Source organism: Nocardioides sp. InS609-2 (assembly GCF_023208195.1).
Taxonomy (GTDB): domain Bacteria; phylum Actinomycetota; class Actinomycetes; order Propionibacteriales; family Nocardioidaceae; genus Nocardioides.
This window is the reverse complement of record NZ_CP060034.1, coordinates 2,640,460-2,658,179: the sequence shown is the minus strand read 5'-3', so window position 1 is coordinate 2,658,179 and position 17,720 is coordinate 2,640,460. Positions and strand designations below refer to the sequence as shown.

Annotated in this window: 17 protein-coding genes and 2 tRNA genes; 7 read left to right on the top strand and 12 right to left on the bottom strand. The window is 67.9% G+C overall.

Translation table 11 applies throughout. From position 1 onward, the window contains the following. Positions 1 to 39: 39 nt before the first annotated feature. The 12 genes from H4Q84_RS13765 to dnaA all read right to left on the bottom strand — a co-directional run bounded on the left by H4Q84_RS13765 (position 40) and on the right by dnaA (position 12,740). Positions 40 to 112, bottom strand: a tRNA-Ala gene (locus tag H4Q84_RS13765). Positions 113 to 147: 35 nt separating this feature from the next. Further along, the gene (locus H4Q84_RS13760; RefSeq protein WP_248579661.1) at positions 148 to 273 is read right to left on the bottom strand and encodes a DLW-39 family protein; all 126 of its coding nucleotides are present in this window, start codon (positions 271 to 273) and stop codon (positions 148 to 150) included. A gap of 34 nt (positions 274 to 307) precedes the next feature. Continuing rightward, a tRNA-Ile gene (locus H4Q84_RS13755) sits at positions 308 to 381 on the bottom strand. A gap of 207 nt (positions 382 to 588) precedes the next feature. Next, positions 589 to 1,143 carry a DUF3566 domain-containing protein gene (locus H4Q84_RS13750; RefSeq protein ID WP_248579660.1) on the bottom strand — a complete coding sequence of 185 codons (555 nt, stop codon included), beginning with the start codon at positions 1,141 to 1,143 and terminating at the stop codon, positions 589 to 591. Next, complete coding sequence (gene gyrA / locus H4Q84_RS13745; protein WP_248579659.1) at positions 1,143 to 3,875, bottom strand: DNA gyrase subunit A; 2,733 nt, start codon at positions 3,873 to 3,875, stop codon at positions 1,143 to 1,145. The genes H4Q84_RS13750 and gyrA overlap by 1 nt, the downstream gene beginning before the upstream one ends. Positions 3,876 to 4,011: 136 nt before the next feature. Then, complete coding sequence (gene gyrB, locus H4Q84_RS13740; protein ID WP_248583654.1) at positions 4,012 to 6,105, bottom strand: DNA topoisomerase (ATP-hydrolyzing) subunit B; 2,094 nt, start codon at positions 6,103 to 6,105, stop codon at positions 4,012 to 4,014. Positions 6,106 to 6,375: 270 nt separating this feature from the next. Next, positions 6,376 to 7,062, bottom strand: coding sequence for a methyltransferase domain-containing protein (locus H4Q84_RS13735; RefSeq protein ID WP_248579658.1), 687 nt, complete (start codon positions 7,060 to 7,062; stop codon positions 6,376 to 6,378). After that, the gene (locus H4Q84_RS13730) at positions 7,055 to 7,612 is read right to left on the bottom strand and encodes a DciA family protein (protein WP_248579657.1); all 558 of its coding nucleotides are present in this window, start codon (positions 7,610 to 7,612) and stop codon (positions 7,055 to 7,057) included. The genes H4Q84_RS13735 and H4Q84_RS13730 overlap by 8 nt, the downstream gene beginning before the upstream one ends. Continuing rightward, a complete protein-coding gene (gene recF, locus H4Q84_RS13725) occupies positions 7,605 to 8,741 on the bottom strand; it encodes a DNA replication/repair protein RecF (RefSeq protein WP_248579656.1) in 1,137 nt (378 codons plus the stop codon). The genes H4Q84_RS13730 and recF overlap by 8 nt, the downstream gene beginning before the upstream one ends. 1 nt (position 8,742) lies before the next feature. Next, complete coding sequence (gnd, locus tag H4Q84_RS13720; RefSeq protein WP_248579655.1) at positions 8,743 to 9,666, bottom strand: phosphogluconate dehydrogenase (NAD(+)-dependent, decarboxylating); 924 nt, start codon at positions 9,664 to 9,666, stop codon at positions 8,743 to 8,745. Between the two features lie 125 nt (positions 9,667 to 9,791). Then, positions 9,792 to 10,943, bottom strand: coding sequence for a DNA polymerase III subunit beta (gene dnaN / locus H4Q84_RS13715; protein ID WP_248579654.1), 1,152 nt, complete (start codon positions 10,941 to 10,943; stop codon positions 9,792 to 9,794). 384 nt (positions 10,944 to 11,327) lie between these two features. After that, entirely contained in the window at positions 11,328 to 12,740 is a 1,413-nt protein-coding gene (gene dnaA / locus H4Q84_RS13710) for a chromosomal replication initiator protein DnaA (RefSeq protein WP_248583653.1), read from the bottom strand. 618 nt (positions 12,741 to 13,358) lie between these two features. Between dnaA and rpmH the strand changes: the two genes are divergently transcribed. The 7 genes from rpmH to H4Q84_RS13675 all read left to right on the top strand — a co-directional run bounded on the left by rpmH (position 13,359) and on the right by H4Q84_RS13675 (position 17,685). Next, complete coding sequence (gene rpmH, locus H4Q84_RS13705) at positions 13,359 to 13,496, top strand: 50S ribosomal protein L34 (protein ID WP_091025258.1); 138 nt, start codon at positions 13,359 to 13,361, stop codon at positions 13,494 to 13,496. A 32-nt stretch (positions 13,497 to 13,528) separates the two neighbouring features. Further along, positions 13,529 to 13,909, top strand: coding sequence for a ribonuclease P protein component (rnpA, locus tag H4Q84_RS13700; RefSeq protein ID WP_248579653.1), 381 nt, complete (start codon positions 13,529 to 13,531; stop codon positions 13,907 to 13,909). Next, positions 13,906 to 14,145: a membrane protein insertion efficiency factor YidD gene (gene yidD / locus H4Q84_RS13695; RefSeq protein WP_248579652.1), complete on the top strand. Its 240-nt coding sequence runs from the start codon at positions 13,906 to 13,908 to the stop codon at positions 14,143 to 14,145. The genes rnpA and yidD overlap by 4 nt, the downstream gene beginning before the upstream one ends. A 20-nt stretch (positions 14,146 to 14,165) precedes the next feature. Then, positions 14,166 to 15,137, top strand: coding sequence for a membrane protein insertase YidC (gene yidC, locus H4Q84_RS13690; protein WP_282580241.1), 972 nt, complete (start codon positions 14,166 to 14,168; stop codon positions 15,135 to 15,137). A 166-nt stretch (positions 15,138 to 15,303) separates the two neighbouring features. Continuing rightward, positions 15,304 to 15,759 (top strand): R3H domain-containing nucleic acid-binding protein, encoded by a 456-nt coding sequence (locus tag H4Q84_RS13685; RefSeq protein ID WP_248583651.1) that lies wholly within the window; start codon positions 15,304 to 15,306, stop codon positions 15,757 to 15,759. 4 nt (positions 15,760 to 15,763) lie between these two features. Beyond that, positions 15,764 to 16,546: a 16S rRNA (guanine(527)-N(7))-methyltransferase RsmG gene (rsmG, locus tag H4Q84_RS13680; protein WP_248579651.1), complete on the top strand. Its 783-nt coding sequence runs from the start codon at positions 15,764 to 15,766 to the stop codon at positions 16,544 to 16,546. Positions 16,547 to 16,782: 236 nt separating this feature from the next. Further along, a complete protein-coding gene (locus tag H4Q84_RS13675) occupies positions 16,783 to 17,685 on the top strand; it encodes a ParA family protein (RefSeq protein ID WP_248579650.1) in 903 nt (300 codons plus the stop codon). The last annotated feature ends 35 nt before the right edge of the window (positions 17,686 to 17,720 follow it).

Here is a 17,720-nt window from a genome sequence, read left to right as displayed (position 1 = left end):
CCAGAGCCGCTACCTATTGCGCGGCGCTCCCAGAAGTTGTGGAGCCTAGGGGACTCGAACCCCTAACCCCCTGCTTGCAAAGCAGGTGCGCTACCAATTGCGCCAAGGCCCCGGGGTTGTCCCGAGTGGTGCGGAGACGAAGAAGCGTCAGGCCTTGTCGACGTTGTCGGTGGCCTCGGCCCAGAGGGCCTGCTCGTTGCGGCTCTCTTCCATCTTCTTCTTCGCGAACGCGGCGCCGACGGCGGCCAGCAGGACGAGCAGAACCTTCTTCATGGTGTTCCTCCGTGAGTCCCGGCGAGGATGGGAGTGGGCCTAACAGGACTTGAACCTGTGACCTCTTCCTTATCAGGGAAGCGCTCTAACCGTCTGAGCTATAGGCCCGCCGCACAACCGTCGAGTGACCTCGCGGCGAGTGCTCGGGAAGGCTACCCCACGCCTGCAGACGCCGACAAAACGGCCGGGCTGCGCGGCGTACGTCGTCACGGCTGGAGTGCTGAGAAGCACCGCCAAAGAGGGGTTTTCGGGTGCTTCTCGGCTACCGAGCAGTCGGGATACCCGCGTACCCGGGTATCACGACCGAACGAGCGCCTAGTCCTCCGACAACGTCACTTCCACGCCACCCAGCAGCGCGGCGGCCATGTTGTAGAGGAACGCACCCAGCGTCGCGATGGCGGTCAGCAAGATGACGTCGATGACCGAGATCAGCAGGGTGAAGCCCAGCACCCGCGACATCCCGACGTAGTTGGTGACGTCGAAGTCGCTGGGCTGGTCACCCTCGATGACGCTGGCGACGGTGGAGTTGATGGAGTCCCACACGCCGGCGGCGCCGAGCACCGACCAGATCATGAACACGGCCACGAACGTCACCACTCCGAAGGCGATCGAGAGCAGGAACGACGCCTTCATCACCGACCAGGGGTCGATGCGGCTCAGCCGCAGGCGGGCGCGGCGCGGCTGCTTCTTGCCCGTACGACGCGGCGCAGCCTCCGGGTTCGCGTTGTCGCGGTGCTCGGTGGCAGCCACGGACAACGCGCCAGCGATCCGGTCCTTCAGGGCAGGCCGCACCGCCGTGTCGCCGGTCGGGTCGCCGGCCGGGGCGCGGTCACGCCGGCGGGTCGCCTTGTCGGCGGTGCGTTCGCTCATCAGGACTCACTCTCCCCCGGCTCGTCGCCGGAAGCCTCGCCCGAGTCGTCGGTGTCCGTCTCGGGGTCGTCGTTCTCGATTGTCGCATCTTCGACGGTAGCCGATGCGTCCGCGACAACCGAGTCATCAGACTCGACAACCGCGCCCTCGACGATCTCGCCCTCTGCCTCTTCCTCGTCCTTCGCCTCGACCGAGCGGGCAACCACGGCCACGGCGTCGCCGGACTTGGGCGACACGAACTTCACGCCCATCGTGGAGCGGCGGGTGGGCCGGAAGTTCTCGTTGATCGGGCTGCGCACCACCTGGCCGGAGTTGGTGATCGACAAGATCTCGTCACCCTCCACGACGATGAAGGCACCGACGAGACCGCCCCGGTCCTCGTTGGCCAGCGACATCGCCTTGATGCCGATGCCACCGCGCGACTGGAGCCGGTAGTCGGAGATGCGCGAGCGCTTGGCGAAGCCGCCGTCGGTCATGGTGAAGACGTACTGCTCCTTCACCTCGCTCTCCTCGACGGAGTCGCCAGCGGACTCGGCAGCCTCCTCGGCCGCGACCTGCTCGGCACGGATGACCGACATCGACAGCAGCGAGTCATCTGGGCGGAACTTCATGCCCGCGACACCGGACGTGGCCCGGCCCATCGGCCGCAGCTGGCTGTCGTCGGCGCGGAAGCGGATCGCCTGACCCTTGCGGGACACCAGCAGGATGTCGTCGCCGGCGTTGACCAGCTCGGCGCCGATCAGCTCGTCGTCGTCCTCACGGAAGTTGATCGCGATGACGCCGGCCTGGCGCGGGCTGTTGTAGTCGCCCAGCCGGGTCTTCTTGGCCAATCCGTTGCGGGTGGCGAGGACGAGGTACGGCGCCTGGTCGTAGTCGCGGATCGCCAGCACCTGCGCGATGTTCTCGTCGGGCTGGAAGCTCAGCAGGCCGGCGACGTGGCCGCCCTTCGCGTCGCGCTGCGCCTCGGGCAGGTTGTAGGCCTTGGTGCGGTAGACGCGGCCCTGCGTGGTGAAGAACAGCAACCAGTGGTGGTTGGACGTCGCGATGAAGTGCTCGACCACGTCGTCGCCACGCAGCGTCGCGCCGCGCACGCCCTTGCCGCCGCGCTTCTGGGTGCGGTACTGGTCGGCACGCGTGCGCTTGGCGTAGCCGCCACGGGTGATGGAAACGACGAGCTCCTCGTCGGGGATGAGGTCCTCCATCGACAGGTCGCCGTCGGCCGCGATGATCTGGGTACGACGCTCGTTGCCGTACTTGTCGACGACCTCGGCCAGCTCGTCGGAGACGATCTGTCGCTGGCGCACGTCGTTGGCGAGGATGTCGAGCAGGTCGGCGATGCGGATCTCGATCTCGGCCAGGTCGTCGATGATCTTCTGACGCTGCAGGGCGGCCAGCTGGCGCAGCTGCATGTCGAGGATCGCGGTGGCCTGGAGCTCGTCGATGTCGAGCAGCGCGATCAAGCCGGTGCGGGCCTCGCTGACGTCGGGCGAGCGCCGGATCAGCGCGATGACCTCGTCGAGCATGTCGAGGGCCTTGGCCAGACCGCGCAGCACGTGGGCGCGTTCCTCGGCCTTGCGCAGCCGGAACGCCGTACGGCGGCGGATGACGTCGATCTGGTGGGTCACCCAGTTGCTGATGAACTGGTCGACCGTCAACGTGCGCGGCACCCCGTCGACGAGCGCCAGCATGTTGGCGCTGAAGTTGGTCTGAAGTTCGGTGTGCTTGAGCAGGTTGTTGAGTACGACGCGAGCGACGGCGTCTCGCTTGAGCACGACCACCAGCCGCTGACCGGTGCGGTCGGACGTGTCGTCGCGGACGTCGGCAATGCCCTGGACCTTGCCGGAGTCGGCGAGCTCGGCGATCTTCAGCGCGAGGTTGTCGGGGTTGACCATGTAGGGCAGCTCGGTGACGACCAGGCAGGTGCGGCCCTTGGCGTCCTCGTCGACCTCGATCACCGCTCGCTGGGTGACCGAGCCACGGCCGGTGCGGTAGGTCTGCTCGATGCCCTCGTGGCCGACGATCAGCGCGCCGTTGGGGAAGTCGGGGCCCTTGATGCGCTCGATCAGCGCGTCCTGCAGCTCTTCACGGGTGGCATCGGGGTGCTCGAGCGCCCAGGTGGCGCCGGCTGCGACCTCGAGCAGGTTGTGCGGCGGGATGCTGGTGGCCATGCCGACCGCGATGCCGGCCGATCCGTTGACGAGCAGGTTGGGGTAGCGCGCCGGCAGTACGACGGGCTCCGACGAGCGACCGTCGTAGTTGGGCTGGAAGTCGACGGTGTCCTCGTCGATGTCGCGCACCATCTCCATGGCCAGCGGAGCCATTCGGCACTCGGTGTACCGCATGGCCGCCGCGGAGTCATTGCCCGGCGAGCCGAAGTTGCCCTGGCCGTTGATCAGCGGGGCACGCATCACCCACGGCTGCGCGAGCCGGACCAGGGTGTCGTAGATCGCGGTGTCACCGTGCGGGTGGTACTGACCCATCACGTCGCCGACGACACGCGAGCACTTCGAGAAGCCGCGGTCGGGCCGGTAGCCGCCGTCCCACATGGCGTAGAGCACGCGCCGGTGCACCGGCTTGAGCCCGTCGCGTACGTCGGGCAGCGCGCGGCCGACGATGACGGCCATCGCGTAGTCGATGTAGGAGCGCTTCATCGACTCCTGGAGGTCGATCTCCTGGATCCGCCCCCCGCCGCCGTCGCCATCCCCGATGAGGTTGTCGGTCTGCTCAGTCATTCGCTGTCTCTCTGCTGGTATCTACTCGAATCTAAGGTCAGTGCTAGACACCTAGATATCTCTGCAGTTTGTCGCCGTCCTGCGGGGCTCGCCTCCGGCACACCTCGCTGCGCTCGGCGTACCTCCACCTCACTCCTCAGATGTCGAGGAATCGAACGTCCTTGGCATTGCGCTGGATGAAGGACCGCCGCTGCTCGACGTCCTCGCCCATCAGGATCGAGAAGATCTCGTCGGCCTGGGCGGCGTCCTCGAGGGTGACCTGCAGCAGCAGCCGCTGGTCAGGGTCCATCGTGGTCTCCCACAGCTCCTTGGCGTTCATCTCACCGAGGCCCTTGTAGCGCTGGACCGGGTTCTCCTTGGGCAGCTTCTTGCCGCTCGCCAGACCGTCGGCCTGGAGGGCGTTGCGCTCAGCGTCGGAGTAGACGAACTCGTGCTCGTGCGGCTTGTTCCAGCGCAGCCTGTAGAGCGGCGGCTGGGCCATGTAGACGTAGCCGTGCTCGATCAGCGGCTTCATGAAGCGGAACAGCAGCGTGAGCAGCAACGTGTTGATGTGGTGGCCGTCGACGTCGGCGTCAGCCATCAGCACGACCTTGTGATAGCGCAGCTTGTCGAGGTTGAACTCCTCGTGGATGCCAGTGCCGAGCGCCGAGATGATCGCCTGGACCTCGGTGTTGGCCAGCACCTTGTCGAGGCGCGCCTTCTCGACGTTGAGGATCTTGCCGCGGATCGGCAGGATCGCCTGGATGCGCGGGTCGCGGCCCTGACGGGCCGAGCCGCCGGCCGAGTCACCCTCGACGATGAAGACCTCGCACTCGGCGGGGTTGGTCGACTGGCAGTCGCTGAGCTTGCCCGGCAGGCCACCGCCACCCAGCAGGCCCTTGCGGGACCGGGCCAGGTCGCGCGCCTTGCGGGCGGCGATGCGGGCCTGCGCGGCAGCCTGCGACTTGCGCACGATGTCGCGACCCTCGGCGGGGTTCTGCTCGAGCCAGGCTCCGAGCTGGTCGTTGACGATCTTCTGGGTGAAGCCCTTGGCCTCGGTGTTGCCGAGCTTGGTCTTGGTCTGGCCCTCGAACTGCGGCTCGCCCAGCTTGATCGAGATGATCGCGGTCAGGCCCTCGCGGATGTCGTCACCCGAGACGCGGTCCTCGCGCTTCTTGATCAGGCCCCACTCCTCGCCCCAGTTGTTGACCAGCGAGGTCAGTGCCGCGCGGAAGCCTTCCTCGTGGGTGCCGCCCTCGTGGGTGTTGATCGTGTTGGCGAAGGTGTGCACCGACTCGCTGAACGTGGTGTTCCACTGCATCGCGAGCTCGAGGCTCATGTGCTGGTTGCCGGTCGCGGGGTCGGCGGCCGTCTCGGCCTCGAAGTTGATGACTGTCGGGTTGGCCACCGTCTTGCGCCGGTTGAGGTGCTCGACGTAGTCGACCAGGCCGCGGTCGTACTTGAAGACCTGCACGAGCCCACCGGCGTCGGCCTTCTGGATCGCGTCGTGGCCGGCGGTGTCGATGGTGTTGTCGATAGTGCCGTCGTGGACCGCGTCGACGACGTCGGCGGCCGCGGGCCGCTCATCGCGTACGACGATCTCGAGGCCCTTGTTCAAGAAGGCGTACTCACGGATCCGTGTCGTGATCGTCTCGAGGGAGTAGGTCGTGGTCTCGAAGATGTCCTCGGACGCCCAGTAGGTGACCGTGGTGCCGGCCTCCTCGCCGTCCTCGAGCGGGCGGACCTGCTCGAGGTCGCCCTCGGGCACACCGAGCTGGAAGCTCTGGCGCCACAGGTGGCCACGGTTCTTGACCTCCACGATCAGCCGCGAGCTCAGCGCGTTGACGACCGAGACGCCGACGCCGTGCAGGCCGCCGGAGACCTTGTAGCCACCGCCACCGAACTTGCCGCCGGCGTGCAGCATCGTCAGCGCCATCGTGACGGCCGGCATGTCTTGGCCGGGGGCGGTGTCGGTGGGGATGCCGCGGCCGTTGTCGACCACTCGCACCGCGCCGTCCGCGGTGAGGGTGAGCTCGATCCGGGTGCAGAAGCCGGCCAGCGACTCGTCGACCGCGTTGTCGACGATCTCCCAGACCAGGTGGTGCAGGCCGCGCTCGCCGGTGGAGCCGATGTACATGCCGGGACGCTTGCGGACCGCCTCGAGGCCCTCCAGCACCTGGATCGCCGATGCGTCGTAGGCAACCCCTTCGTCGGGTGCGTTGGACCTCAACGTCGGCTTCTCTGCGGGCAGTTCAGCGGTCACGGCTGGCCTTCTTCCGGGGCCCACTAGGGGCCTCTCGACATGACAAAGGCCGCTGCTCTTCCGTGGCATCCGGAACGCCTGCGACCCTCGCCTCATATTACCGGCCAGACACCCAGAATCCACGCACCCATCCCCAGTTTGGGGGGATCTGTGGACAAAGTGGCCCCTCAGCGGCCTGAGAAGGCCGATTCTCGGCCCGATCAGGGGTCGGGATGACTCCCCATACGGCGAAGGTGCGCCCAGATCGGCAGCCACGCCTCACGGGCCGGCCGCGCCTGCCACCCAGAACGCCTTGTAGGCCAGGTCTGGATGCCGGTGCTCGCGGGAGGTGCTGCCAGCCACCTCGAAACCCCACGCCGCGACCTGTGCGGCCAGCCGATCCTCGTCCCGTTCCTCGTTGAAGACGCCGACCACCAGCCGGCCACCGGGCTCCACCAGGCGCAGCAGCCTCGCGACGTACGACGGCGCACGCGACGCCGGCACGTAGTCGAGCCCGGTGCGCACGTAGGTGAACCGCCGACCCGGGTCGAAGCGGTCGGCGTTGGCGGTCCAGATGCGATCGGCCCACTGCGGGCAGCGGCGCCGGGCGAGCACGGCCAGGGCGACGGAGATGTCGACGCCGTACGGCTCGAGGTCCCCGTCGGACCACGTCGCGACCGACTCCATGAGCAGTCCGTTGGCGCAGCCGATGTCGAGGAAGGTCCCCGGCCCGGTGACGGCGTCGAGCATCAGCCGGCGCGCCCGCTCCCAGCGCTTGTCGTCACCGCTGTGCCCCGAGCCACCCTGCGGAGTGTCGGCATCGAGGTACGCCGCCTCGATCTGGGCGGTCGTCAGTCGGTGCCAGCCCTCGTGGTCGATCTCACCGCGGGCCAGGGCGTCGTCGATCGCGTCGAGACTTCGCCACCCACGGTCCTTGGCCGTGCGCAGGTCGTCCGGCTCAGCCATAGGTGTCGCGCGGCCCTCGGCCGTCGCGCACCGAGCGCGGTCCGCGCTTCCAGCTCGGCAGGTGCGGCCCGAGCACGTCGATGATCGTGACGGTGCCGTTGCCGAGGTCCTCGTTGAGGCGTCGTACGAGGGTCGGCGCCATCAGCTTCAGCTGGGTAGCCCACGCCGTGGCGTCAGTGCGCACGACGAGCTTTCCGTCGACGAGGGTCTCGGGCTTGCAGTGGTCGGCGACCTCGGCGCCGACGATCTCGGCCCACCGGCCGAAGACCTGCTGCACGCGCAGGTCGACCTCCCACCCGTGCGAGATCACCATCCGCTCGACCAGGCCCTCGATGAGTTGGGGGTCGCGCTCGTTGGGATGCGCGCCCGATCCGCCGCCACCAGTGCGTCGGGTACGACGCCGGTCGGCGTCGCTCGGCGGGCCACCGCGGCGCTTGGCCGGCGTACCGCCGGGTGCCTTCGACGCGGCTCGGGCGGCGGCACGCGCGTAGTCGAGCCCGTCGTCGGCGTGCGGCGGCTGGTCTTCTGGTGGGGTCGGTTCGTCACCCATCTCTGCATACCTCCCCTCCCGCGACCAGGAACCGGGTGCCGGCCAGTGCCTGCGGCACGTCCGCGGCCACCGCGGCGGTGACCAGCACCTGCTCGGCGCCGGCAACGAGTTCGGCAAGCTGCTGGCGGCGTTCGGTGTCGAGCTCGGCGAACACGTCGTCCAGGATCAGGATCGGGTCATCGCCGTCGGCGCGCAACAGGTCGTACGACGCGAGCTTGAGCGCCAGCGCGAACGACCATGACTCCCCGTGCGACGCGTAGCCCTTCAACGGCAGGTCGCCGAGCCTCAGCAACAGCTCGTCGCGGTGCGGGCCGACCAGTGAGATGCCGCGGACCAGCTCGTCGTCGCGGCGTCGTGCGATCTCGGCGAGCAGCACGGTGGTCAGCTCGTCGCGCTTGGTCGCCCCCTCGAGGTCGAACGACGACTTGTAGGCCAGATGGGCGTCGTCGCGCGAGGCCCCGCGCGCCACCGCTTCGTAGGCGGTGCCGACGTAGGGACGCAGGCCCTCGACGAGCGCGAGACGTTCCTCGAGCAGCTCGGCCCCGGCCTCGACCAGGTGCGAGTCCCATACCCCGAGCGTCGAGAGCGCAGACTCCTGCGACGACGACCCGCGGCGGGCGTGGCCGGCGGTCTTGAGCAGCGAGTTGCGCTGGCGAAGGATCCGGTCGTAGTCGGCACGGACGCCGGCAAGCCGCGGCGTACGCAGGATCAGCAGGTCGTCGAGGAACCGCCTCCGGTCGGACGGATCGCCCTTGACCAGCGTGAGGTCGTCCGGCGAGAAGATGACGGTGCGCACGAGGCCGAGGATCTCGCGCGGGCGCGGCACCTGTGAGCGGTTGATGCGCGCGCGGTTGGCGCGGCCGGGGTTGAGCTCGACCTCGATGATGGCCTCGCGGCCGTCGCGCACGACCGCGGCCCGCACGAGCGCCTGCTCGGCGCCGGCCCGCACCAGCGGAGCATCGGACGCGACGCGGTGCGACCCCAGGCGGGACAGGTAGTCGATGGCCTCGACCAGGTTGGTCTTGCCCTGCCCGTTGCGACCGATGAACGCCGTGGCCCCGGGGTCCAGCTCGATGTCCAGCTGCGGATAGGAGCGGAAGTCGTGCAGGGAGAGCCGGGCGACGTGCAAGCTAGCTCTTCGGGGTCGTGCCGGCGTCGACGTCACCGCCGGGGGGCGGCCCGGTCTTCACCGCGTGGCCGCCGAACTGGTTGCGCATCGCCGCGATCGCCTTCATCGACGGACTGTCGTCCTGCTGTGAGACGAAACGGGCGAAGAGCGCTGCGGTGATCGCCGGCACGGGTACGCCGTTGTCGATGGCCGCCTCGACCGTCCAGCGGCCCTCGCCGGAATCCTCGGCGTAGCCCGAGATCGAGGCCAGGTCGGGATCGTCGTCGAGCGCGGTGACCAGCAGATCCAGCAACCACGACCGGATCACGGTGCCCTCGCGCCACGACCGGAAGACCTCGGTGACATTGTCGACCAGGTCGACCTTCTCGAGCAGCTCCCAGCCCTCGGCGTAGCTCTGCATCATGGCGTACTCGATGCCGTTGTGGACCATCTTCGAGAAGTGCCCGGCGCCCGGCTTCTTGCCCGCGTGCACGGCGCCGAACTCGCCTTCCGGCTTGAGTGCGTCGAAGGCCGGCTGCACCTTCGCGACGTCCTCGTCGGCGCCGCCGTACATCAGGGCGTAGCCGTTCTTGAGGCCCCAGACGCCACCGGAGACGCCGCAGTCGACGAAGCCGATGCCCTTGCCGGACAGCATCTCGGCGTTGGCCTGGTCGTCGGTCCAGCGGGAGTTGCCGCCGTCGACGACGAGGTCGCCCTCGCTGAGCAGGTCGCCCAGGGCGGCCACGGTCTCGCTGGTGGGGTCACCGGCGGGCACCATCACCCAGACAACCTTCGGCGAGGGCAGCGCCTCGACCATCTCGGCCAGCGACGCCACGTCGGCCACGTCGGGGTTGCGGTCATAACCAACGACCGTGTGGCCGGCGTCCTGCAGGCGGGTGCGCATGTTGCCACCCATCTTGCCGAGCCCGACGAGACCGATATCCATGTGGCGAGCCTAGCCGGGCACGACGCAGGAGTGCACGGCGTGGCGAGTCAGGTCGAGCAAGCCTGCGTCCGAGCCTGCAAGGACGAAAGGGCGTGTCGAGACACGGCCCCGTCGGGAAAACGGCCTCAACTGAGGAGCCGGCGAGGCATCAGCAGGTAGCGGAAGCCGGCGCCGCGGCCCTTCGAGTCGGCCTCGGCAGCGTCGGTCGCCGAGATCACTACCGGCTTGTTGGCCTGGGTGAACGCCAGGTCGACCAGCTCGCCGTCGAGAGCGGTCAGGCCGTCGAGCAGGTATTGCGGGTTGAAGCCCGTCATGATGTCGTCGCCGTTGATCTCGGCGGTGATCGCCTCGGTCGCCTGCGCCTCGTCACCTGAGCTCGAGTCGAGCACGAGCTCGCCGTCGCCGAACTTCAGCTGCACCGCCGAGTTGCGCTCTGCCACCAGCGCCACGCGCTTGACGGTGTCGATGAGCTCCTGCTTGTTGACCTTGGCCACCGTCAGGTGCTCGCTCGGGAACAGCGACCTGACCTTCGGGAACTCACCGTCGAGGAGCCGGGTGGTCGTACGCCGCGTGCCGGTCTGCTCGTCGCCGTACTCGAAGCCGATGATGCCCTCGCCGGTGCCGCCGGCCGCCAGCGAGATCGTGACCTCCCCGCCGGTGAGCGACTTCGCGGTGTCGCCGAGCACCTTGGCCGGGACCAGCGCGGCCATCGACGCGTCGGTGTCCTGGGGGTTCCAGCCGAGCTCGCGGTGCGAGAGGCGGAAGCGGTCGGTCGCGAGCAGCGACATGGTGTCGCCCTCGATCTCGATGCGTACGCCGGTCAGCACAGGCAGCATGTCGTCGCGACCGGCGGCCGTGACCGCCTGGGCGACGGCGTGCGCGAAGTCGGTGCTGTTGACCGTGCCGCTCGCCGACGGCATCTCGGGCAGTGTGGGGTAGTCCTCGACGGGCATCGTCTGGAGGCTGAAGCGACCGGCGCCACAGGTCAGCTCGACCTTGGCGCCCGTCAGCGTGACCTCGATCGGCTTGGCGGGCAGGCTGCGACAGATGTCAGCCAGCAACCGGCCGCTGACCAGGCAGGTGCCCTCACCGCTGACGTCGGCCTTCACGGTCGCGCGGGCGGAGGTTTCGTAGTCGAACGACGACAGGACCAGGCCACCGTCGCTGGCCTCGATGAGGAGGCCGGCGAGGACGGGAGCGCTGGGTCGCACGGGCAGGCTGCGGGCAGCCCATGCGACGGCATCGGCGAAGACGTCGCGTTCGACGCGGAACTTCACGGTGTGGTCCTCCTGGGTATGGGGTGTGAATCCTGCCATGCGGTCACGCCCAGCGCACCGCGCCCCGTCGACTTCCGGGCCGCCGGCACCACGAGCATCTGGCAGTTGTGCACAGGTCGGGCCCGGATTGGATGTTCACTGGTGGTCCGGAGATGGATAGGTCCGCAGTAGTCATAGCGTCTGTGGAATCTGTGGAGAACCCGTGTCTTCGCAGGTCAGCGGCCATTTTTGGTTGAGCAATTGGCTGTGGACGGGCTGTGCAGTCCTGCACGGGCTTGTGCAGCGAGCCGGTGGTTCGGGCCCGAGGCTGCCGGTCGTGCACAGGGCATGTGTACGACGCACCGGGTTGAACCACACGTCGTACACAGGTTTCGCTCGTGTAGTTCAGGACTGCCTGGCCTGCATCTTGATGCGGTTGGTGAGCTCGCTGACCTGGTTGAAGACCGCCCGGCGCTCGGCGAGGAGCTCCTTGATCTTGCCGTTGGCGTACATCACCGTCGTGTGGTCGCGGCCGAACTCCTTGCCGATCTGCGGCAGCGACATGCTGGTCAGCTCGCGGCACAGGTACATCGAGATCTGTCGGGCGAGCACCAGGTGCCGGCCGCGGCTGGGCCCGGTGAGGTCCTCGAGCGAGACCCCGAAGTACGCCGCTGTCTGGGCCACGATCAGCGCGGCGGTGATCTCTGGCTCGCCGCCGTCGGGGATCAGGTCCTTCAGCACGATCTCGGCCAGGGTCATGTCGACCTCCTGGCGGTTCAGGTTGGCGAACGCCGTGACCCGGATCAGCGCGCCCTCGAGCTCGCGGATGTTGGTCTGGATCTTCGACGCGATGAACTCGAGCACGTCGGGCGGCGCGGTGAGCCGGTCCATGGCGGCCTTCTTACGGAGGATCGCGATGCGGGTCTCGAGGTCGGGCGCCTGGACGTCGGTGATCAGGCCCCACTCGAAGCGGTTGCGCAGCCGGTCCTCGAGCGCCTCGAGCGACTTGGGGGGCCGGTCGGAGGTGAGCACGATCTGCTTGTTGGCGTTGTGGAGGGTGTTGAACGTGTGGAAGAACTCTTCCTGCGTCTGGGTCTTGCCCTCGAGGAACTGGATGTCGTCGATCAGGAGCACGTCGACATCGCGGTAGCGTCGCTTGAACCGGTCCTGGCGGTCGTCGCGGATCGCGTTGATGAACTCGTTGGTGAACTCCTCGCTGGAGACGTACCGCACCTTGGCGCCGCTGTAGAGGCTGCGCACGTAGTGGCCGATGGCGTGCAGGAGGTGGGTCTTGCCTAGGCCCGAGTCGCCGTAGATGAGCAGCGGGTTGTAGGCCTTGCCCGGCGCCTCGGCCACCGCTACGGCGGCCGCGTGCGGAAAGCGGTTCGATGAGCCGATGACGAACGTCTCGAAGGTGTACTTCGGGTTCAGCCGGGACTCGGCGACACTGTGCCTGGAGCGGTCTTGCTCGTCGCCGTGCATGGGCAGATCGACGACCGGAGCATTCCAACTCTTTGTCGACATATCGTTTTCTCGACGTATTGATTCGTCGGCGGGCGGGTTGACCGGGGGGGTCATGGTGCCGTCGTCCAGTGCGGAGTTGACGGTGACGGCCAGCCGGATCTCGCGGCCGAAGCCCTCGCTCAACGCGTCCTCGACCTGGCCGCGCAGCCGGCCCTCGAGCTGGGTCCGGGTGAAGTCGTTGGGCACCGCGATGATCGCGGTGTTCTCGTGCAGGGTGACCGGCTCGCTGGCCCGCAGCCAGGCGCGCTGGTGAGGTTGGAGGTCGTCGACCACGGTGCGCCAGATGATGTCCAGGCTGTGCTCGTTCCTGGGTTCACTCCTGGGACCCGCGCTCCTGGGGTCATCGGGCCTCGCTGCTGCTCGGTCGCCGGACTGGTCCTCGGTGCCGGGGTCGTTTGCCACAGGTATTGCCCTCTTCATCACGTCGCGGCCTCGTCTGGGGCCCCGGGACCGATCTGGAGTCCACAACTTTATGCACAGGTTGTGCATGTGGCCCGTTCTACGTCGCTCTTCCTCGTCCGAGGTCGAGACGGACACCCTGACGAGCGATGTTCGTGCAGGTCAGGAGCGGTTTCGGGCCCAAAGTGACCCGGGTCACAGCAGCCGCGGAAACGACGTGTCCGGGATCGGGGGGAACCTCGGTGACAGGCAACGTAACAAGCGGCGTCGGCCCACGGCAACCCGTCATCCACAGGTTGTGGTGCCGACCAGTTTGACCCTGATCTGCGCGCTCGCGTACCGTTGGCCGGTCACCTCAGGTCTTTCGTTCCTCGAGGGTTCACCCGGTGTCGACCGGTGCCGCATGTCCACGACGCTCTTCACTGGCGCGTGGGTGGGCGGTGCCAGCCGAACTGGTTACCGCGTCCCACCCGGGTGGACGTCCAGAAGATCCGATCCAACGGAGAGTTACTCGTGAGCAAGCGTACCTACCAGCCGAACAACCGTCGCCGTCACAAGGTTCACGGTTTCCGCCTGCGCATGCGCACCCGCGCGGGCCGGGCGATCCTGTCGACTCGTCGCCGCAAGGGCCGCAAGAGCCTGGCGGTCTGACGGTCGCCCACAGCGACCCCCGGGTCCGCGTCGTGTTGCCACAAAGGCACCGGCTCACCAACGGTGAGTCGTTTCGGCGCACCGTCCGGGTCGGGCGACGTAGCGGTGCGCGCACTCTGGTCGTGCACCTCGACGTACTCCCGGAGTCGACGGCAGCTCCGCTGCAGGTCGGCTTCGTCGTGAGCAAGGCCGTCGGCAATGCCGTCATCCGTAACCGCGTGAAGCGCCGACTACGTCACCTGTGTGGGGAGCAGCTCGATGGGCTCCCCGGCTCCGGTGCGCTCGTCGTCCGGGCCCTCCCCGCCGCCGCGACGGCGACCTCGGAGGAACTGCGCGCCGACCTCGTTCGTTGCCTGCAACGGGTGACGAGAGCGACAGCGTCAGTGACTGCGTCAGCGACAGGGAGCCGATGAAGTACCTGCTGATCGGTCTGCTTCGTGCTTACCGCACTCTGATCAGCCCGCTCTACGGCCAGGTGTGCCGCTATCACCCGTCCTGCTCGGCGTACGCACTCGACGCCGTGACCGCACATGGCACCATCTTGGGTTCGTGGTTGGCGGTGCGCCGCCTGGCCCGCTGCCATCCCTGGGCCGCCGGCGGTAACGACCCCGTACCACCCGTCTCGGCCCGCCCGGGCAAGACCGGCTGACATCTAGGAGCCTGAGCAACTTGTTGGACTTCTTCCAAAGCATCGGCGGCTTCATCATGACGCCGCTGTACTACGTGATCTCGGCGATCCTCGTCGGCTTCCACAAGGTGTGGGGCGCGGCCTTCGGCCCCGAGACCGGTGTGGCCTGGGTGCTGTCGATCATCTGCCTGACCCTGGTGATCCGGATCCTGCTGATCCCGCTGTTCGTCAAGCAGATCAAGTCCAGCCGGAACATGCAGCTGATCCAGCCCAAGGTCAAGGAGCTGCAGAAGAAGTACGGCCACGATCGCGAGAAGCTCGCGCAGGAGACGATGGCGCTCTACAAGGAGACGGGCACCAACCCGTTCGCCTCCTGCCTGCCGATCATCTTGCAGATGCCGATCTTCCTGGCTCTCTTCCGATTGATCGACCAGGCAGCCAAGAAGCCGGGCAGCCCCAAGGGGCTGATGACCGAGCAGCTCAACAGGCAGTTCGGCGACGCGGTGTTCCTGGGCGCGAAGATCTCGGACACCTTCTTGTCCACCGACCTGATCGGCGTGCGCATTCTCGCCGCGGTACTGGTCTTGTCGATGACCGCGACGACCTTCCTCACCCAGCGACAGCTGATGAGCAAGAACATGCCGGCCGACGCGCTGAGCGGCCCGTACGCCCAACAGCAGAAGCTGCTCCTCTACGTCTTGCCGCTCGTCTTCGCTGTCGGCGGCATCGCCTTCCCGGTGGGCGTGCTCTTCTACTGGACCACCTCGAACTTGTGGACCATGGGCCAGCAGTTCTACGTGATCCGCAACAACCCCGCGCCCGGCACGCCGGCCTTCAAGGCCAAGCAGGACCGCGACAAGGCCAAAGCCGCCCGGAAGGGCGTCAAGCCCGATGCCGAAGTGAGCCAGGAGGACCTGGACGCCGCCGAGGCGGCCAGGGTCGAGCAGGAGCGGCGAACCGCCCAGCGCCAGCAGCCCAAGCGGCAGACCCGTTCCCAGCGCAAGAAGCCCTGATCCTCAGTACGTGCGTCCAGGCACCCGTACGCCACACCCCAGCAGGAGCCCAACTGTGAGTGACACCGTGAGCGAAACCCAGAACGACGACGTGACCGAGAACGACGACCTCGACACCACCGACGAAGCCTCTGACGCCGACGACTCGGCCTCGCGCCCGTCGAAGGTGGAGCGCCTCGAGCAGGAAGGCGACATCGCCGCCGATTACCTCGAGGAGTTCCTCGACATCGCCGACCTCGACGGCGACCTCGACATGGACGTCGAGGGGGACCGCGCGTCGGTCTCCATCGTCGGCGCCGACCTCAGCCAGCTCGTCGGCGGCAATGGCGAGGTCCTGGACGCGCTCCAGGAGCTCACCCGGCTGGCCGTCTACCGCGAGACCGGTGAGCGGTCGCGGCTGATGCTCGACGTGTCCGGCCACCGGGCCGCGCGCCGTGAGGCGCTCGTCGTACTCGCCGAGAAGCTCATCGCCGACGTGAAGTCGTCGGGTGAGCGTGCCGAACTGGAGCCGATGACGTCCTTCGAGCGCAAGGTCGTGCATGACGCCGTGGCCGCCGCCGGCCTGACCTCGGAGTCCGAGGGTGTGGAGCCGCGGCGTTACGTCGTGGTGCTGCCCGCGTGATGGTGTGACCAACGACGTTTCACGTGAAACAGAAGTGACGCCCTCCCTGCCACCGACACCCTCGGTGGTGCGGAGGGTGTTCGCTTCTGAGCGCCTCCCCCTGATCGAGGCGTACGGCGAACTCCTGGCCAGCGACGGGGTGGTCCGTGGTCTGATCGGGCCGCGGGAAGTGCCACGCCTGTGGGACCGGCACCTTCTCAACTGTGCCGTTCTGGGTCGCACCCTCCCTGCCGGCGCTTCGGTCTGCGACATCGGCTCCGGCGCGGGACTGCCCGGCCTGGTGCTGGCGATCGCCCGCCCGGACCTGGAGATCACCCTCGTGGAGCCTCTGCTGAGGCGCACGAATTTTCTGGTCGAGGTTGTCCAAGCGCTCGGGCTGGAGCATGTGCGCGTGCACCGCGGCCGGGCCGACTCCCTGCACGGCACCGAGCGCTTCGACGTTGTCACCTCCCGGGCGGTCGCTCCGCTCGAGCGGTTGCTGGACTGGTCAATGCCACTGGTCGCGCCGACGGGGTCGCTGATCGCGATGAAGGGCGCGTCGGTCCACGACGAGATTGCGTCGGCGTCACGGGTGCTCGCTCGCTTGGGTGCGGACGACCCTGAGGTGCTCTCGCTGGGAGGCGACGTACTTGAGGAGACCACCTGTGCAGTACGGGTTTCCTGGGCGGACCCGTCGCGGGTAGGTTTGCCGCTTGCCTCTCCGGGTGCGTCCTCATCCGCGCCGACGTCTCGTAGCACGTCGCACGGGAAGCGCCCGCTCCGTTCAAACCGAAAGGGTCCACGGTGACCGACGGACCAGTCTCGGGGCCGGAGAAGTCCGAGCCTTCAGAGTTATCCACCGATGAATCACCCACTCTTGAGCGTGGTTATCCACAGACGAGCCCTGTTTATACACAGGAAGCCGCTGGTCGGTCCCAGCCGGTTTCACGTGAAACGGGCACCGATGTTTCACGTGAAACGGACACCACCAAGCCCTACACGGTCCGAACCGCCGCCGATCTGGCCGACACCCGTGGTGGCACCATGTTCGACGACAACACTCCCCTGGCCCGTGCCGCCGAGCACACCGTGCTGGTCCGCAGAGGTGGTCGGCAGGCTGCTCCTCGGCCGGACGCCACCCGCGTCTTCGTGGTCGCCAACCAGAAGGGCGGCGTCGGCAAAACCACGTCCACGGTGAACGTTGCCGCCGGCCTGGCCCAGCTCGGCCAGCGGGTGCTGGTCATCGACCTCGACCCGCAGGGCAACGCGTCGACCGCGCTGAGCATCGAGCACCAACGCGGCGTGCCCTCGACGTACGACATGCTCGTCGACGACTCGCCCCTCGGAGACGTCATCTCCGAGTGCCCCGACGTGCCCGGGCTGTTCGTGGTGCCGGCCACCATCGACCTGGCCGGCGCCGAGATCGAGCTGGTCAGCGTGGTGGCCCGGGAGAACCGGCTGCACCGGGCCATCTCGGCACACCCCCTGATCGGCAGCGCCGAGGCGGCTGGTGACGGCCGATTCGACTACGTGCTCATCGACTGCCCGCCCTCGCTGGGCCTACTCACGCTCAACGCCCTGTGCGCGGGCGCGGAGATGCTGATCCCGATCCAGGCGGAGTACTACGCGCTGGAGGGCCTGGGCCAACTGCTCGAGACCGTCGAGATGGTCAAGAAGCACCTCAACCCGCGACTGGTTGTCTCCACCATCCTCGTCACGATGTACGACGCCCGCACCCGGCTCGCGGCCGGTGTGGCCCAGGAGGTGCGTGAACACTTCGGCGACACCGTGCTCAAGACCTCCGTACCTCGTTCGGTGCGGGTCTCGGAGGCGCCGTCGTACGGCCAGACCGTGATGACCTACGACCCGGGCTCCCCCGGGGCGCTGAGCTACCTCGAGGCGGCCCGCGAGATCGCGAGCCGTCCCGCCCCGACCCACACGTCCTGACCGCACCGAGATGGGCCCCGAGATATGTCACTGAG

Excerpts from the sequence above, each read along its gene's own strand:
- H4Q84_RS13735 (WP_248579658.1), bottom strand. The coding sequence starts at position 7,062 with ATGGCTGAGCCGGACGACCTGCGCACGGCCAAGGACCGTGGGTGGCGA.
- gnd (WP_248579655.1), bottom strand. The coding sequence starts at position 9,666 with ATGGATATCGGTCTCGTCGGGCTCGGCAAGATGGGTGGCAACATGCGC.
- H4Q84_RS13675 (WP_248579650.1), top strand. The coding sequence starts at position 16,783 with ATGTTCGACGACAACACTCCCCTGGCCCGTGCCGCCGAGCACACCGTG.
- gyrA (WP_248579659.1), bottom strand. The coding sequence starts at position 3,875 with ATGACTGAGCAGACCGACAACCTCATCGGGGATGGCGACGGCGGCGGG.
- H4Q84_RS13750 (WP_248579660.1), bottom strand. The coding sequence starts at position 1,143 with ATGAGCGAACGCACCGCCGACAAGGCGACCCGCCGGCGTGACCGCGCC.
- H4Q84_RS13730 (WP_248579657.1), bottom strand. The coding sequence starts at position 7,612 with ATGGGTGACGAACCGACCCCACCAGAAGACCAGCCGCCGCACGCCGAC.
- yidD (WP_248579652.1), top strand. The coding sequence starts at position 13,906 with ATGAAGTACCTGCTGATCGGTCTGCTTCGTGCTTACCGCACTCTGATC.
- H4Q84_RS13760 (WP_248579661.1), bottom strand. The coding sequence starts at position 273 with ATGAAGAAGGTTCTGCTCGTCCTGCTGGCCGCCGTCGGCGCCGCGTTC.